This is a genomic window from Obesumbacterium proteus (genome assembly GCF_001586165.1).
Lineage (GTDB): Bacteria > Pseudomonadota > Gammaproteobacteria > Enterobacterales > Enterobacteriaceae > Hafnia > Hafnia protea.
On sequence record NZ_CP014608.1, the window covers coordinates 4,922,193 to 4,935,916 of the forward strand.

Annotated in this window: 17 protein-coding genes; 4 read left to right on the forward strand and 13 right to left on the reverse strand. The window is 49.9% G+C overall.

Annotated features, from left to right (window positions below; genetic code table 11):
* Position 1: 1 nt before the first annotated feature.
* Complete coding sequence (locus tag DSM2777_RS23040; RefSeq protein WP_025798793.1) at positions 2-622, reverse strand: peptidylprolyl isomerase; 621 nt, start codon at positions 620-622, stop codon at positions 2-4.
* Positions 623-869: 247 nt separating this feature from the next.
* On the opposite strand from DSM2777_RS23040, the gene DSM2777_RS23045 reads away from it, so the two are divergent.
* Positions 870-1,562: an OapA family protein gene (locus DSM2777_RS23045; protein ID WP_061555242.1), complete on the forward strand. Its 693-nt coding sequence runs from the start codon at positions 870-872 to the stop codon at positions 1,560-1,562.
* On the opposite strand, the gene DSM2777_RS23050 is transcribed toward DSM2777_RS23045, so the two are convergent.
* The 5 genes from DSM2777_RS23050 to rpsF form a co-directional block, all read right to left on the reverse strand.
* A complete protein-coding gene (locus DSM2777_RS23050; RefSeq protein WP_061555243.1) occupies positions 1,559-1,921 on the reverse strand; it encodes a DUF488 domain-containing protein in 363 nt (120 codons plus the stop codon). The genes DSM2777_RS23045 and DSM2777_RS23050 overlap by 4 nt on opposite strands.
* A 137-nt stretch (positions 1,922-2,058) precedes the next feature.
* The gene (gene rplI, locus DSM2777_RS23055; protein WP_025798787.1) at positions 2,059-2,508 is read right to left on the reverse strand and encodes a 50S ribosomal protein L9; all 450 of its coding nucleotides are present in this window, start codon (positions 2,506-2,508) and stop codon (positions 2,059-2,061) included.
* Positions 2,509-2,547: 39 nt separating this feature from the next.
* On the reverse strand, positions 2,548-2,775 hold the full coding sequence (gene rpsR / locus DSM2777_RS23060; protein ID WP_000135199.1) for a 30S ribosomal protein S18: 228 nt from the start codon (positions 2,773-2,775) through the stop codon (positions 2,548-2,550).
* Between the two features lie 4 nt (positions 2,776-2,779).
* Positions 2,780-3,097, reverse strand: a complete 318-nt coding sequence (gene priB, locus DSM2777_RS23065; protein ID WP_038501926.1) for a primosomal replication protein N — start codon at positions 3,095-3,097, stop codon at positions 2,780-2,782.
* Positions 3,098-3,105: 8 nt separating this feature from the next.
* Entirely contained in the window at positions 3,106-3,504 is a 399-nt protein-coding gene (rpsF, locus tag DSM2777_RS23070; RefSeq protein ID WP_025798785.1) for a 30S ribosomal protein S6, read from the reverse strand.
* Positions 3,505-3,893: 389 nt separating this feature from the next.
* Here rpsF and DSM2777_RS23075 point away from each other — a divergent pair, with 389 nt between their 5' ends.
* On the forward strand, positions 3,894-4,169 hold the full coding sequence (locus tag DSM2777_RS23075) for a YdgH/BhsA/McbA family protein (RefSeq protein WP_025798783.1): 276 nt from the start codon (positions 3,894-3,896) through the stop codon (positions 4,167-4,169).
* Between the two features lie 147 nt (positions 4,170-4,316).
* Here DSM2777_RS23075 and yjfP read toward each other — a convergent pair whose 3' ends face one another.
* A complete protein-coding gene (gene yjfP / locus DSM2777_RS23080; RefSeq protein WP_061555244.1) occupies positions 4,317-5,066 on the reverse strand; it encodes an esterase in 750 nt (249 codons plus the stop codon).
* 178 nt (positions 5,067-5,244) lie between these two features.
* Here yjfP and bsmA point away from each other — a divergent pair, with 178 nt between their 5' ends.
* The gene (bsmA, locus tag DSM2777_RS23085; protein WP_052439942.1) at positions 5,245-5,553 is read left to right on the forward strand and encodes a biofilm peroxide resistance protein BsmA; all 309 of its coding nucleotides are present in this window, start codon (positions 5,245-5,247) and stop codon (positions 5,551-5,553) included.
* Positions 5,554-5,724: 171 nt separating this feature from the next.
* Positions 5,725-6,000 (forward strand): YdgH/BhsA/McbA family protein, encoded by a 276-nt coding sequence (locus DSM2777_RS23090; protein WP_046457081.1) that lies wholly within the window; start codon positions 5,725-5,727, stop codon positions 5,998-6,000.
* A gap of 2 nt (positions 6,001-6,002) precedes the next feature.
* On the opposite strand, the gene DSM2777_RS23095 is transcribed toward DSM2777_RS23090, so the two are convergent.
* From DSM2777_RS23095 to DSM2777_RS23120, 6 genes are all read right to left on the reverse strand, one after another.
* Positions 6,003-7,637 carry an isovaleryl-CoA dehydrogenase gene (locus DSM2777_RS23095; protein WP_061555245.1) on the reverse strand — a complete coding sequence of 545 codons (1,635 nt, stop codon included), beginning with the start codon at positions 7,635-7,637 and terminating at the stop codon, positions 6,003-6,005.
* A gap of 153 nt (positions 7,638-7,790) precedes the next feature.
* The gene (rlmB, locus tag DSM2777_RS23100; protein ID WP_040046316.1) at positions 7,791-8,525 is read right to left on the reverse strand and encodes a 23S rRNA (guanosine(2251)-2'-O)-methyltransferase RlmB; all 735 of its coding nucleotides are present in this window, start codon (positions 8,523-8,525) and stop codon (positions 7,791-7,793) included.
* 254 nt (positions 8,526-8,779) lie between these two features.
* Positions 8,780-11,332 (reverse strand): ribonuclease R, encoded by a 2,553-nt coding sequence (gene rnr / locus DSM2777_RS23105; RefSeq protein ID WP_046457083.1) that lies wholly within the window; start codon positions 11,330-11,332, stop codon positions 8,780-8,782.
* A 41-nt stretch (positions 11,333-11,373) separates the two neighbouring features.
* Positions 11,374-11,799, reverse strand: coding sequence for a nitric oxide-sensing transcriptional repressor NsrR (nsrR, locus tag DSM2777_RS23110; protein WP_025798770.1), 426 nt, complete (start codon positions 11,797-11,799; stop codon positions 11,374-11,376).
* 279 nt (positions 11,800-12,078) lie between these two features.
* A complete protein-coding gene (locus DSM2777_RS23115) occupies positions 12,079-13,377 on the reverse strand; it encodes an adenylosuccinate synthase (RefSeq protein ID WP_040046318.1) in 1,299 nt (432 codons plus the stop codon).
* 98 nt (positions 13,378-13,475) lie between these two features.
* Positions 13,476-13,676, reverse strand: a complete 201-nt coding sequence (locus tag DSM2777_RS23120; RefSeq protein ID WP_025798767.1) for a DUF2065 domain-containing protein — start codon at positions 13,674-13,676, stop codon at positions 13,476-13,478.
* Positions 13,677-13,724: the final 48 nt, after the last annotated feature.

Consider the following 13,724-nt stretch of genomic DNA (forward strand, 5'->3'; position numbering starts at 1 on the left):
ATTACAAGATTTCTAGCAGTTCAACGTCAAATACCAATGCGCTGTATGGAGGGATAGAAGCACCCGCGCCGCGTTCGCCATAAGCTAAGTTATGAGGAATATACAGCTGCCATTTTGAACCGACTGGCATCATAGTCAGTGCTTCGATCCAGCCTGGGATCACGCCATTCACTGGGAATTCTGCTGGTTGGCCACGTTCAACGGAGCTATCAAATACGGTGCCATCAACCAAACGACCAGTATAGTGGACGCGAACCTGATCCTGACGAGCTGGAATAGTCCCTTCACCTTTTTCCAGCACTTTGAACTGCAGGCCAGATTCGGTCACGGTAACATCATCATTCTTAGCGTTTTCTTCCAAGAATTTCTGACCCGCTTCAGCCAAGCCTTTTTGCTGTTCGCGACGCACGGCGTCTGCGCGTTCGTGGATTTCACGCAGCGCACGATGAACGGCTTCTACAGGAACCGCCGGAGCATTCCCTTCCATCGCGTCGCGCAGGCCTGCCAACAGGGCTTCAGGCTGTAAACCTTCCAGACCAGACTCATTCAGCTGCTGGCCAACTTGCAGACCAATACCATAACTTGCTTGCGCTTCTATACTGTCAAAAGAAGGGGTCGACATGGTGTTTCCTTTAATCTTTAAAATGTAGAAGACGAAGCATAGCAGCGCAGGAGCCTAGGGTAAAATCTTGCGTCCAGAAGGATGACTTTTATCTAGGAAAAAGAAACAATAACACTTCATTTACTTGATAAGATAAAGACAGGTTATTGCTCCTAGGTAATAGATATCATTTTTCAGAGTATTAACCTGTCACCTAGCGTCGATTTTCTCTACGCTTACGACTAAGGCACCATCAAGAGAGGTCATCATGGGCAGAATCACGCCCAGGAGAAGAAGAAGCAGGCGGGTATATCAGCCCGTTTTGCGTACATGGCTCAACCTACGTCAGCGGATCTCCCCAGAACCGCAGGATCAGGAAACGGAGCATCCTATGTCTGCTAGTACGTCTGCCAAGCTGCTGGATAAGCTGAAAGTGGTTAAACAGCACCTCTACAATGTGTGGCATATGCCCGATCGCTTCGATTGGATGGAGCCGCTACCTGCTTTCCACCGCCGCTGGGTGATTGTCGCTACAGTGGTGCTTTTGCTGTCTCTTCTATGGCCTTACTCTGACCCACAAGATGCTCGTTATGTGCCTGAACAACCGCAGGAAAACGAAGTGCCTTTACAGGCTGGGATGCAAAATAACGATGCTCCACCGCCGCCGCGCGTAGCGCCAACGAATCAAACCGCCGAAAATGGCTGGCAGGAATATCATATTCAAGCGGGTCAAACCCTAGCGCAGCTATTCCGCGATAACCAACTTGATGTTAATGATGTCTTTGCCATGGCGCAGGTTGAGGGCAACGACAAGCCCTTGAGTAACCTAAAAGCTGGGCAAGAAGTTGAGATCCAGCACAATGCGCAAGGTCAGGTCACTGCACTTAAAATTGAAACTGTCACGAACGAACAAATCGAGTTCCGCCGCGAATCTGACGGCAGCTTTCGACGAGTTCGCTAAGCGCTAACCTGCTGTAATAGATATTCACGCAGTACAATCGCCTGATTGTGCTGCTCATCTCGGCTGCCATAGAGCAGCGTCAGTGATTCATCGTGCTTTAACAGCTCAACTAATTCTTCACAGGCTTGATTATCCTTCAACTCTGCTCGATATCGCTCACCAAACTCTTGCCAAGACACGCGCTGCTCATGAAAAGCATGACGGAGCTCATTGCTGGGCGCAACGGCCTTAAGCCACTGCACGCCTTCAAGGCGAACTTTGGAGATACCACGCGGCCATAAGCGGTCGGTGAGGAAGGTATTAGCAGGATACGGGGCATGGACGTCGTAGACGCGGGCGATGTAGATGGTGGCAGGCATAAGAGTCTCCTCGACAGAACTTATGCTAGTTTACGCCGTTTTTCACGATAACCCGAGATTCTGACGAGAATAGAATGCAAAACGCCGGCACAAGGCCGGCGCTTTGACGAGTTACATCGTTAATAGCTTTTCAGCTATTACTCAGCAACTACAACGACATTCAGCTGTGCGAATACGTCGCTGTGTACCTGGAAGTGAACTTCGTGATCACCCAGAGTACGCAGAACGCCATTCGGCAGGCGAACTTCGCTTTTCGCTACCTGAACACCGGCTGCAGTAACTGCATCAGCGATGTCGCGAGTACCGATTGAACCAAACAGTTTGCCTTCGTCACCCGCTTTAGAAGCGAGAGTTACAGCACCCAGTTCGTTGATCTTAGCAGCACGAGCTTCAGCAGCTGCCAGAACGTCAGCCAGTTTGGCTTCCAGTTCAGCACGGCGTGCTTCGAAGAACTCGATGTTTTTCTTAGTTGCAGGAACAGCTTTGCCCTGTGGAACCAAGAAGTTACGTGCGTAACCTGCTTTAACGTTAACCTGATCACCCAGGCTACCCAGGTTTGCTACTTTATCAAGCAGAATAACTTGCATTACCTTATCCTCTTAAAGTCGTTAATGGACAGCAGCCGATTACTGATGACGATCAGTATATGGCAGCAGAGAAAGGTAACGTGCGCGCTTGATAGCACGAGCCAGCTGACGCTGGTACTTCGCACGGGTACCGGTGATACGGCTAGGTACAATCTTACCGCTTTCGGTGATGTAGTTTTTCAGCGTAGCGATGTCTTTATAGTCAATCTCTTGAACGCCTTCCGCGGTGAAACGGCAGAACTTGCGACGACGGAAATAACGTGCCATATGGCTAGTCTCCAGAATCTATCAATTCAATCTGCTCGGCATGTAACACTAACTTGGTCAAACCATTGCGGCCTTGATGGCTACTAATGAAACCTTGAACCGTTAGCATACTGCCGACCGTTAATCTGTGGGTAGTTGCTTGAAATGCTTGTCCGCTGACAATCACAGGCATTCTGCACCATGCTTGTCTGCTAAGTCCGGCTTCCTGCTGTATCGATCTGTGCTCAAGCACAAACTGACAGTGCGGGATTCCAGAAGGACTGACCTTTCGAATGGGAACTTTGCACACTGTGCCAGTCAGAACCAGACGATTTGAGGTCATTGCAGCAATTACTCTTCAGAATCCCCAGCATCAGCATCATCAGCGGTTTCGTTAGCGAAGTCTTCGCGGCGATCGCCACGACGTTCGTCTTTCGCTTTAACCATTGGTGAAGCTTCAGTTACCGCGTTTTTAGTACGCATAACCATGCTACGGATAACGGCGTCGTTGAAGCGGAAGTTAGTTTCCAGCTCATCGATCGCTTCCTGCGGAGCTTCAACGTTCAGCAGAACGTAGTGGGCTTTGTGCAGTTTGTTGATCGGGTAAGCCAGCTGACGGCGGCCCCAGTCTTCCAGACGGTGAATCTGACCAGCAGCGTTAGTGATGGTTGCACTGTAACGCTCGATCATGCCCGGAACCTGTTCGCTCTGGTCAGGATGGACCATAAAAACGATTTCGTAATGACGCATCGAATTGCTCCTTACGGATTATTCAGCCTCCTGATAGGGTCAGCCGCGGCCCATGGAGGCAAGGAACGTGTTTGTGTGCGGCTGAAAAATGACGCGTAATCATACTTGCGCAGGGTAGGAAACTCAAGGTAATTGGCGAAATTATTATCGGGGGGAAGATCAGCAGAAGAATAGTGCCGGTATTTGCCTCTCGAAGGCTGCCAGCAAGGCATAAGCATTTATTGCCAAAGATATTCAGTTTTTTTGAGCCTAAACAGCAAAAAATGTAGCTATCAATTGAATGAATGAAGACTAAACTATTTATATCGGCAACGGATAATGCTGTTTACCCAATAAATCGCCAATCTAGAAGTTATTCAACCTAAATCAACAACATTGAGGAGAATCCGATGAAATCTATCATCGCCCTCGTGACGACATTAACCCTGTTTGCCGCCACCAACGCACTCGCTGCCACTGAAATCACCGGTCGTCAGGCCAATAACCTGATCGCCAATGAATATGCAGTGATTAGCGTAAACCATGATGTCCAGAATGTGCAGGAAGCCTTGCCTCAGCTGCAACAAGAAGCCACGGCACAAGGTGCAAAATATTATCAGGTGATTGTGATGCATGAACCTGAAAGCAACGGACAAATGCACGTGAGTGCAGCCCTATTCCGCTAAAAACCGATGCAACACCAGAGAGCAACGCAACAACCTAAAATAGTTCAATAAAAGGTTGAGACAATCCTGCCAAAGACCAAACAATAACAACGAGATATATCGCTACGTTGCCCTGTATGACACCCATCATACGGGGCTTTTTTTTGCTTAAAGATGGCGAGTAAAGAACTGAACACCCACGTCTAATGCCGACACCGTGATCTTATGGCCAATCGCCGGTTCAGTTTCGAAGCGAACCTGTGCAAGCAAATTCTGTTCTCCCAAATCACGAATCAAACGACGACTCTCTTCGGCAGGAACAAGGTCATCAGCCAACCCATGCCAAATCAGCAAAGGTTTATCGGCCAGTTTCTCCAACCGATCAACGACTTGATAATCTGCCAAGAACGCTAAATCCGTAGCCAGTTGCTGGCGTGTCTCGGGGGTTTGAGCCTCAAAAGGCGGGAAAAGCGTGGGTGCCAGCGAAAGATAATAGCCCGACCCCATAAACGACGCGGCGGCTTGGATCCACGGATAGCGCACCTTCGCCCCCAGCGTGGTCATTCCCCCCAATGACGCACCGCATACGCCAACGCGATTATCTAAAATAAGACCTTCTCGTTGATAATGCTGATAAATGTTCGGCAGTTCATCAATATTGGATTTTAAAATATCCCAGAAGTGGGCTAAACGGTACGTGCTGTCGCCGTTAAAACGAGCGCCGTGCAAATTAGCCTCAGGCAAGATGGTACGAAAACCCGCTTTAGCAAACGCATAGCCAAAGTAGGAGTAAACCTCTTTCGATGAGGTAAAACCATGATAGAAAAAGATTGTGGGTAACGGCTGTCCCTGTTTTCCAGCCGGAGCCGCATGTAATACCGGGATACCGTCGATCACTTCATCAAACATCTCAACCATTTTCTCATCACTCCGCAGGCCACGTATCAATGGCAAATAATGAGCCGTCGCTTAACGAGAAACAATCACTTCTGGTTCTATCTTATGGCGCAGTCAGGAATTACTCTCCGCCTGCTGGTCAATTCCGCACCATGCAGGATACAATTGAATAACTTGCCTACCTTTAACAGACCATACCATGAAAAATATAAAGCTTTCTTTTGTACTCGTAGTGACGCTGTTTTTGACCGCCTGCGGCGTCATGAACAGCAAACCTGTGCCACCACCTGCACCGGGTGCGCACGCTCAAGAAGTTCGCCGTGACCAAACCAGCGGATTGGATCGTATGCGAACCATCAGCGCACAGGTTTATGGTAGCCCGATGAACGCTCAGGAAGTTATTCAAAAACAAGCTGATGAAGCAGGTGCCACTTACTATTACGTCATTATGGTCGATGAAACCGGCGTACCGGGACAGTGGTATGCTCAGGCCATTTTATATAAGTAAGTTTGTGAGACTTATTTAACAAATCCTATACGCCTCAGTAAAAGTCTACGCGCTCTGTCTCATTATCAGGCAAAGCTCGTGGACTTTTTTTTATTATCACGCTGTTATGAATACGTTAATACAACTGAGCAATTTTATCTGGACGATGAAATATGCGTAAGGAGTTCGCCGATGAACAGATCCCCCGTGCTCACCACATTGTTACTTTCAATTGGTTTAATTAGCGCATCCGCTCAATCAGCAGAAAACGTTAATGCCGATCTCACTACCGGGCTGAATCAGGTCGGTATCATTTCAGTGCACGATATTGTGGGAGAACCCCACGATGTAGAACGAGTCATTGCGCTCAAGGCCGATGAACAGGGCGCAAGCTACTACAGAATTTTGACCATGGATGAAAACACGCCGCAGCACACATGGCACGTTACCGCGGCGTTGTATAGCTAAGGCTAGCTCGCTAACCCCATCGCCCGCTGTAACAGGATCTCTTGGGTTTTATTGTTGATGATGCTAACCCCATCATAGGAAAAATATTCTTGGCACCACGCTTGAGCAATATCAGCCGGCGCAAAACGTAAAAGCTGAGCCGCCGCATTCACATTAAACAGCTCGTCGCAAACGATCCTCGCTTCAGCCTCATTGGGTTTCTGTAAACGTTTCGACAAATTCCGCCACGCCTTATCAAATAACGCGCTTTGCCCTTTCACGTCAGCCAGCTCTAGATTAAGCATCTCTTCCATATGTGGATTTTTACGCCATACACGTAATACGTCTAAGCACATGATATTGCCGGAGCCTTCCCAAATACTGTTTACCGGTGCCTCACGGTATAAACGCGGTAGCTCGCTCTCTTCGCAATAGCCAATTCCCCCTAACGCCTCCATGGCCTCTGCGACAAAAGGAACGCCCTGTTTACAGATTGAATACTTAACCGCTGGCGTCATTAAGCGGCCAAACAATTTCTCACCCTGCACATGCGGCATTTCCGAGGATCGGCAAAGACGAAACAGCAGCGATGTTTGTCCCTCAAGTCGCAGCGCCATTTTGGCTAACACCTGACGCATCAGCGGCTGATCGGCTAAAGGTTTACCAAATGCCTGTCGCTGCAACGCATGGTAAAACGCCACGGTAAACGCCCTTCTCATCAATCCATGGCTGCCCAGTGCGCAATCAAAGCGCGTTGAGCTTCCCATCTGTAATATCAGGCGAACCCCCTCGCCTTCATCGCCTAACAGCCACCCCGTCGCATCCTGAAACTCAACTTCGGCGCTCGCATTTGAACGATTACCCAGTTTATCTTTCAGCCTTTCGATGCGAATCGTGTTGCGCGTGCTATCCGGCAGGATACGAGGCACAAAAAAGCAGGAGAGCCCGCCGCTAGCCTGCGCCAAAATCAGGTGCGCATCGCTTTGCGGAACAGAGAAAAACCATTTATGGCCCACCAGCCGATAAGGCTGACCATTACCACGACCTTCTAGCGGTGTTGCCTGTGTCGTATTGGTAAGCACATCCGAACCGCCCTGTTTTTCCGTCATTCCCATGCCGATGAGCAGCCCTTTTTTCTGTTCTATGGGCAACGTGTGCGGATCATAACGGTCAGACAGTAACCCCGTTAGCCATCCGCTCATTGTGGTAGGCAACGTTTTTTGCAGTAAAGGAATCGCGCCAAAGGTCATCGTGATTGGACAAAGCGTACCGGCCTCAACTTGGCTATGCAGCAGAAAACGAGCGGCGCGTGCCGCGAATGCTCCTGCCGGTGCATCTGCTTGCCACGGCAAATTATGCACCCGATTTTCAGTTAATCCCTGCATCAGCATGTGCCAAGCGGGATGAAAGCGTACATCGTCGATACGCCGTCCAGCCGCATCGTAGCGCAGCAGCTCAGGAGGATTGGCGTTTGCCATCCGGCCAAGCTCAAGCGATTCTGCCGAACCAAGCTGTAGGCCGACCGCGCTTAGCAGCGCAGAATCCCAGCCCGCCAGCTCTCGTTCAACGGCTTCTTGGAGCGGAATATCAGAAAGATAGAGATTACTGTTACTCAGAGGGTGCGGTTGATTAAAAACCGTATGTGTTTGCCACGTCATATCCAGTGTCCCTTGCGGCCCCGTTAACCGGGTTAAGTCACTAAGTATGATCGTTTAGGCTGATTTTGCTGGAGGGCAGTTCACAAAAGAGAAAGGGCGGCCTAAGCCACCCTTTGTAACGCTGTATGTTCAGTTAGGCAATATTACGCAGGCCTATGAACGCTGGCGCACGGCCTCAAACAGGCAAATACCGGTCGCGACAGAAACGTTCAGAGAAGAAACGCTGCCCGCCATCGGAATGCTGATCAGTTCATCGCAATGTTCGCGGGTCAAACGACGCATACCGTCGCCCTCTGCGCCCATCACCAGCGCCATTGGGCCGGTCATTTTGCTTTGATAAAGATTGTGATCAGCTTCGCCCGCCGTACCGACGATCCATACATTTTGCTCTTGCAGGAAACGCATGGTACGCGCAAGGTTTGTAACGCGGATCAACGGAACAGTTTCCGCTGCGCCACAGGCCACTTTTTTCGCCGTGGCATTCAGCTGAGCAGAACGATCGCGCGGAACGATCACGGCATGAACGCCAGCCGCATCGGCGCTACGTAAGCAAGCACCAAGGTTGTGCGGATCGGTTACGCCGTCGAGAATCAATAGGAAAGGAGGCTGTTCCAGATTTTCCAGCAACGCAGGCAAATCATTTTCCTGATACTGACGTCCTTCGCGCACACGGGCAATAATCCCCTGATGCACTGCGCCTTCAACCTTCTCATCCAGCCACTGACGGTTTGCAACTTGAATCACAATGCCCATCTGCTCAAGTTCAGCAATCAGCGGCATCAGACGACGGTCTTCACGACCTTTCATCACGAAGACTTCAAGAAAACGTTGTGGATCGCGCTCAAGCAATGCCTGAACCGCGTGAATACCGTAAATCATTTCGCTCATATTTTTATAACGCTATAACGTCAGCCGCCTGAGTCTTCGCTTTCGCACAGACCCAGGCGGGAATGAAATCAAAGGCAGCTGATGCTCGCGCTGCCTGTTATTTAAATCAGACTATCACTCTGTAATGCCGTTCGTTCAAAAGATCGAGATACACGGGGCTAGCACACCGCGGGGCGCTCCGGCAGCTAAAGCTGCTACGACCCCATCGGTGTACTTCCCCCTAAAATCACGCTTAAGTGAACAGCCTTAGACTATCACTCGGCGGCTTTTTTACCGGCACGTTTGGCCTTGGTGGCCGCAGCGATTTTCTTGGTCTTCGCCGAAACTTTTTTAGCTTTTGGCTTAACGGTTGTCTGATCGTGATCTTTGGCATTTTTAGCTGGTTTTGCAGGTTTGCCAGATTTATCAATTTTCACTGATTTCTCTTTTTTACCTGCACCGGCTTTGCCTGCTCGTACTGGCTTGCCATTTTTATCTTTACGGAATGCACTATCCGGTTCGAAATTGGCCGGCATCTTACCACCGCGACGCTGTCCACGAGAAGGTGCTTTATCTTCTCTGAGGGTACGCTTCGTGCGTTCTTTCTCGGTTTTGCCTGCGCCACGCGGGGTACGAGTGCTAGAAAGAAGAACAAAATCAATCTTACGCTCGTCCATATGCACCGCGTCTACGCGGATTTCAACTTTGTCGCCTAAGCGATAAGTTTGACCGGAAGATTCGCCAATCAGACGCTGACCCACGTTATCGAAGCGGTAATAGTCGTTGTCCAACGCAGAAACATGCACCAAGCCGTCGATAAACAGATCGTCTAAGCGCACGAAGAAACCAAAGCCGGTCACGCTAGAGATAATCCCAGTAAAGGTTTCACCCACGTGATCCTGCATAAAGTCGCATTTCAGCCAGTCTGCAACGTTACGTGTGGCTTCATCTGCGCGGCGCTCGGTCATGGAGCAATGCTCACCCAGCTGCAACATCTGCTCTTCGTTATAGTGCCAACCGCCGGTTTTCGTCCAACCCGCATGGTCGCCGCCGTGCTCTTTCGCCAGCAGATACTTGATTGCACGATGCAGGCTCAGGTCAGGGTAACGACGGATCGGAGACGTAAAGTGCGCATAGGCTGATAACGCCAAACCGAAGTGACCACGATTTTCTGGATCGTAGACCGCCTGTTTCATGGAACGCAGCAGCATCGTTTGCAGCATTTCATGGTCAGGACGATCCGCAACTTCATCCATGAGATCGGCGTAATCTTTCGGTTCAGGCTTCATACCGCCGCCCAGCGTTAAACCTAACTCACCCAGCACGCTGCGCAGAGAAGTTAAGTGGTCATCGCTTGGACGATCATGGATTCGGTACAGCGCAGGCTCTTCATTCTTCTCAACAAAACGCGCTGCCGCGATGTTGGCCAGAATCATACATTCTTCGATCAGCTTGTGCGCATCGTTACGTACCGTTGGCTCAATGCGTTCGATACGGCGCTCAGCGTTGAAGATAAATTTGGCTTCTTCCGTTTCAAACGCAATACCACCACGCACTTCACGCGCGTGATCCAGTACTTTGTAGAGGCTATGCAGCTCTTCCAAAGGCTTAACCAACGGACGATAGTGTTCACGCAGCTCTTCGTCACCGGCCAAAATATGGGCTACTTTGGTGTAGGTTAAACGTGCGTGGGAGCTCATCACCGCTTCGTAGAATTTGAAAGATGTCAGGCGACCCGTTGCAGAAACGGTCATTTCGCACACCATACACAGGCGATCGACCTGTGGGTTCAGCGAACAAAGTCCGTTAGAGAGCACTTCCGGCAGCATAGGAACGACCTGTGATGGGAAGTACACCGAGTTACCACGGCTACGCGCTTCGTGGTCCAGCGCGGTATTTGGGCGAACATAGTAACTTACGTCGGCAATTGCCACCCACAAGCGCCAGCCACCGCCGCGTTTTTTCTCACAATAAACCGCATCATCAAAGTCACGTGCGTCTTCGCCATCGATGGTAACCAGCGGTAAATCACGCAGGTCTACACGGCCTTTCTTAGCCGCTTCTGGAACTTGCTCGCTTAAATCAGCAACCTGCTTTTCAACCTGCTCAGGCCAAGTATGTGGAATTTCATGCGTGCGCAAAGCGATATCCACCGCCATGCTGGTGCCCATGTTATCCCCCAAGACTTCGACAATTTTCCCCACGGCCTTGGTGCGACGCGTTGGACGTTGAGTGAGCTCAACCACAACCACGTAACCCATACGGGCACCGGCAATAGATTCTGGTGGGATCAAAATATCAAAGCTTAAACGGCTGTCGTCTGGCACCACAAAACCAACGCCTGCGTCGGTAAAGTAGCGACCCACGATTTGGCTCTGTTTCGGTTCCAGAACACGGACAATGCGTGCTTCACGACGCCCTTTACGATCGGTGCCAACAACTTGCGCCAGCACAACGTCGCCGTGAATACACAGCTTCATCTGTTCCGAAGAGAGGTAAAGATCGTCGCGGTCTTTACTCCCTTCAATGCGAATGAAACCGTAGCCATCACGATGGCCAATCACGGTTCCCTTCTTCAAATCGAGACGCTCTGGCAGCGCATAGCACTGGCGTCGGGTGAAGATGAGCTGTCCGTCGCGTTCCATCGCTCTCAGACGGCGTCGCAGTGCTTCTAAATCTTCTTCACTCGTCAGATTTAGTTCACGCGCGATCTCCTCACGGCTAACGGGCGTGGTGTGCTGCGACAGATGCGTCAGGATAAACTCGCGGCTTGGGATCGGTGAGGCGTATTTCTCTGCTTCGCGTTCCTGGAAAGGATCTTGTGACATTGCGGTTCCTCCGTAGTCATCAGCAATTGCTGCTGGATTGATTATTCAACCAGCAACAACTTATAAAGCGGTGAGTTTTCTTCAATTAAATCGGCCAAAGTACATTGATCTAACTCGGCCAGAAAAGCCTGCGTGGCTCTTTGCAAAACTTGCTTCAAGCGGCAGGCTGTCGTGATATGGCAAAACTCGTGAGAGCAGTTAACTAGCGTTAAGGGCTCAAGCTCTCTTACCACGTCACCAATACGAATATCTTTTGCTGGTCGTCCCAAACGAATGCCACCGTTCTTACCTCGAACGGCAGTCACAAAGCCAGCACGGCTCAACTGATTAATAATTTTAACCATGTGATTACGAGAGACGCCATAGACATCAGTTACCTGCGTGATATTGGTCATCTGATCGGCAGGCAGGGATGCCATGTAAATCAGCGCCCGTAACCCAAAATCAGTAAAACTTGTTAACTGCACGGCTACCTCTAAGTCTAGCTTGGCGTTATCTCGCGATAACTGAGTATAAAAATAGAATATAAAACGAGATATCAATACTGGGAATTCATCCCAAAAATAGATCTGTATATTTGGATAATAAACCAGCCACGGCAAAAGCCACTAGCTATTTAGCAAGAAGAGTACGTTTATCGGGGATATTTGGTGTTTATGCTCGCGGATTTCAAGCGCGAAGGGAATGCCCTAAAGTAATAAACCGGGCAGAGCCCGGTTCATCAAGAGACAACATAATGCAAACTATTACGCGTCGAACGGGTCGCGCAGGATCATAGTCTCTTCACGGTCAGGGCCAGTAGAAATGATATCAACTGGAACACCCGTCACTTCTTCTACACGCTTGATGTAGTTCAGTGCAGCCTGTGGCAATTTGCTGTGATCTTTAACGCCGAAGGTGGTTTCTTTCCAACCTGGCATAACTTCGTAGATTGGCTCAATGCCTTCCCAGCCTTCTGCGGCCAGCGGAGTGGTGTCAATTTCACGACCATCCGGCATACGATAACCTACACAGATCTTCACTTCGTCTAAGCCATCCAGCACGTCCAGTTTGGTCATGCAGAAGCCAGACAGAGAGTTCAGCTCTACGGCACGGCGAACGGCAACAGCGTCCAACCAGCCGGTACGACGACGACGACCGGTAGTTGCACCGAATTCGTTGCCTTTAGTACACAGGAACTCACCCACTTCATCAAACAGCTCAGTTGGGAATGGACCTGCACCTACGCGAGTAGAGTAAGCTTTAACGATACCCAACACGTAGTCTACACAGCGTGGACCCACGCCAGAACCGGTAGCAACGCCGCCTGCGGTGGTGTTAGAAGAAGTCACATACGGATAGGTGCCGTGGTCAATATCCAGCAACGTACCCTGTGCGCCTTCAAACATCACAAACTCGCCTTTCTTGTGAGCTTTGTTCAGCAGATCGGCAACGTCAACCACCATGGCAGTGATGATGTCGGCAACAGCCATAACTTCATCCAGCACGGTTTGGTAGTCAACTGCTTCAACTTTGTAGTAATTAACCAGTTGGAAATTATGGTATTCCATAATTTCTTTCAGCTTAACTGCAAAGGTTTCTTTATTGAACAGATCGCCAACGCGCAGACCGCGACGAGCGACTTTATCTTCATACGCAGGACCGATACCACGACCTGTTGTACCGATAGCCTTCGCACCGCGTGCTTTTTCGCGCGCGTTATCCAATGCCACGTGATATGGCAGGATCAGAGGACAAGCTTCGGAGAGTAACAGACGTTCGCGAACAGGGATGCCACGGGCTTCCAGTTCGGTCATTTCACGCATCAGAGCGTCAGGTGCTAATACCACACCGTTTGCAATAATGCTGGTTACGTTTTCGCGCAGAATTCCTGACGGAATCAAATGAAGAACGGTTTTTTCACCGTTAATGACTAGTGTATGACCTGCGTTGTGACCGCCCTGATAGCGCACAACATACTTGGCCCTTTCGGTTAATAGGTCTACGACCTTGCCCTTACCTTCGTCACCCCATTGGGTGCCTAGTACGACGACATTCTTACCCATTTCACTATCACCACGTTGTTAAAAATGGATTCTACCATCACATTTCGGAGCTTTCAGCACTTTTCAGCACACGATTGCGCAAAAAAATCCGAAGATGTTTAGCCCCCCATACGGCTACGCAACATGTAGTAGATAACTAACCCTGCAACCACTAGACCGCCGCCATAACGACGTAAAACTCCGTCAGGTAATTGAGCCATCGTTGCAATCATGCGCCGCCAAACTCGTGGAAAAAGCATTGGTCCGAGTCCTTCGACGATCAAAACCAACCCTAATGCCATCCAAATTGTAGAGTTCATATTCCCTCTGGCTGTCGACAAAATCAAAAAACAAACAAAAAAAAGGCC

Coding starts and splice junctions, on each gene's coding strand:
- DSM2777_RS23040 (WP_025798793.1), bottom strand. CDS start 622: ATGTCGACCCCTTCTTTTGACAGTATAGAAGCGCAAGCAAGTTATGGT.
- DSM2777_RS23045 (WP_061555242.1), top strand. CDS start 870: ATGGGCAGAATCACGCCCAGGAGAAGAAGAAGCAGGCGGGTATATCAG.
- DSM2777_RS23050 (WP_061555243.1), bottom strand. CDS start 1,921: ATGCCTGCCACCATCTACATCGCCCGCGTCTACGACGTCCATGCCCCG.
- rplI (WP_025798787.1), bottom strand. CDS start 2,508: ATGCAAGTTATTCTGCTTGATAAAGTAGCAAACCTGGGTAGCCTGGGT.
- rpsR (WP_000135199.1), bottom strand. CDS start 2,775: ATGGCACGTTATTTCCGTCGTCGCAAGTTCTGCCGTTTCACCGCGGAA.
- priB (WP_038501926.1), bottom strand. CDS start 3,097: ATGACCTCAAATCGTCTGGTTCTGACTGGCACAGTGTGCAAAGTTCCC.
- rpsF (WP_025798785.1), bottom strand. CDS start 3,504: ATGCGTCATTACGAAATCGTTTTTATGGTCCATCCTGACCAGAGCGAA.
- DSM2777_RS23075 (WP_025798783.1), top strand. CDS start 3,894: ATGAAATCTATCATCGCCCTCGTGACGACATTAACCCTGTTTGCCGCC.
- yjfP (WP_061555244.1), bottom strand. CDS start 5,066: ATGGTTGAGATGTTTGATGAAGTGATCGACGGTATCCCGGTATTACAT.
- bsmA (WP_052439942.1), top strand. CDS start 5,245: ATGAAAAATATAAAGCTTTCTTTTGTACTCGTAGTGACGCTGTTTTTG.
- DSM2777_RS23090 (WP_046457081.1), top strand. CDS start 5,725: ATGAACAGATCCCCCGTGCTCACCACATTGTTACTTTCAATTGGTTTA.
- DSM2777_RS23095 (WP_061555245.1), bottom strand. CDS start 7,637: ATGACGTGGCAAACACATACGGTTTTTAATCAACCGCACCCTCTGAGT.
- rlmB (WP_040046316.1), bottom strand. CDS start 8,525: ATGAGCGAAATGATTTACGGTATTCACGCGGTTCAGGCATTGCTTGAG.
- rnr (WP_046457083.1), bottom strand. CDS start 11,332: ATGTCACAAGATCCTTTCCAGGAACGCGAAGCAGAGAAATACGCCTCA.
- DSM2777_RS23115 (WP_040046318.1), bottom strand. CDS start 13,377: ATGGGTAAGAATGTCGTCGTACTAGGCACCCAATGGGGTGACGAAGGT.
- DSM2777_RS23120 (WP_025798767.1), bottom strand. CDS start 13,676: ATGAACTCTACAATTTGGATGGCATTAGGGTTGGTTTTGATCGTCGAA.